This is a genomic window from Roseateles sp. (assembly GCF_049240545.1).
GTDB lineage: Bacteria > Pseudomonadota > Gammaproteobacteria > Burkholderiales > Burkholderiaceae_C > Paucibacter_A.
This window is the reverse complement of sequence record NZ_JBMLSK010000135.1, coordinates 1-1,382: the sequence shown is the minus strand read 5'-3', so window position 1 is coordinate 1,382 and position 1,382 is coordinate 1. Positions and strand designations below refer to the sequence as shown.

The 1,382-nt window shown below is 57.0% G+C and carries 2 pseudogenes; both read right to left on the bottom strand.

Annotation, left to right across the window (positions count from 1 at the left end):
- Nucleotides 1–52: 52 nt before the first annotated feature.
- Nucleotides 53–172 (bottom strand): annotated as a pseudogene (locus ACOVRJ_RS08780) (DNA-deoxyinosine glycosylase); the annotation flags it as partial.
- Nucleotides 145–1,315, bottom strand: a pseudogene (locus ACOVRJ_RS08775) (IS3 family transposase). The pseudogenes ACOVRJ_RS08775 and ACOVRJ_RS08780, both read right to left, overlap by 28 nt.
- Between the last annotated feature and the right edge of the window lie 67 nt (nucleotides 1,316–1,382).

The following is a 1,382-nucleotide window of genomic DNA, read 5'->3' as shown; positions in this document are numbered from 1 at the left end:
GGTACTCTCGGAGCTGCGCAACCAATGTCGCGATTCGAACTAGAAATCAAGAAATGGCTTGCAGTATCTTCCAGAACTGGTTTTGCGGGTGGCCGCAATACTCTTGCGCCTGCAGCGAGCGCACGCCGGGGAAGCTGCCCAGTATCAGCACCCGCGTGGCGGGTGACACCAGCGGTGCCGACGTCCCCCCAGTTTCAGTAGCACTGGGCTTTGGAGTCCGGTATTAATTTAACTGTTTTCTGAATCAGTGTTTTTGCATAGGCTGCCGGTGTCAGGCCACCCAGTGATCTCTTCGGTCTTTCCTCGTTGTATTCCTTTCTCCAGGCTTCCACGACTACGCGGGCATGCTGCAAACTGGTGAACCAGTGCTCGTTTAAACATTCATCTCGGAATCGTCCGTTGAAGGATTCGATGTAAGCGTTTTGGTTGGGCTTGCCCGGTTCGATCAGGAATAGCTGAACTCCCCGCGCGTGAGCCCAGGTCAACATGGCCCGGCTGCAGAACTCTTTGCCGTTATCCGTCCTGATTGCTTTGGGCAGTCCTCGTGTGCTGCGCAGTTGCTCCAGAATGCGCACTAGCTGGTTCCCACCCAATGCCCGCTCTGGCACGATCGCCACAGCCTCATGGGTTGCGTCATCCACCACTGTCAGGTTCTTGATGCTGCGACCTTCCGCCGTGCGGTCAAACACGAAGTCCATGGACCAGACCTGATTGGCGGCTATTGGTCGCTCCAACGGATGTCGATCTGCCAGAGGAATCTTCTTGCGCCTGCGCTTCTTCACCTGTAAGCCAGCCTCGGCATACAGGCGGTCCACGCGTTTGTGGTTGACGATTTCACCCGCCTGGCGCAGCTTCAGATAGATCATTCCGGCACCGTAACGTCGATGCCGCTGCGCCAAGGCGATGATCTTCTCCTTGAGCGCACAGTTGCGATCCTGGGCAGGCTCGTAGCGGTAGGCACTGGCACTCATGCCAACGACGCGCAACGAACGACGTTCACTCAGTCCATGGCTGGTCATGTGGCGCACCAGTTCACGCCTGGCCGGTGCGCTCACCACTTTTTTCTCAAGGCTTCTTTCGTCACCTCGTTCTCCAACATGGCTTCAGCCAGCAACCGCTTGAGGCGTGCGTTTTCTGCTTCCAGCTCCTTCAGGCGCTTGGCATCGGACACGTTCATGCCGCCAAACTTGCTACGCCAGAGGTAGTAACTAGCCTCCGAGGAGCCGTGTCTGCGGCAAAGCTCGGCAACCGCCAGGCCCGCTTCTGCTTCGCGCAGAAAGCCAATGATCTGCTCTTCGGTAAATCTCTTCTTCACGTCCAATCTCCTGTCTATGGGATTGGACTCCAGAGTTAAGCGCTACTCAAATCCGGGGGGACGTCGG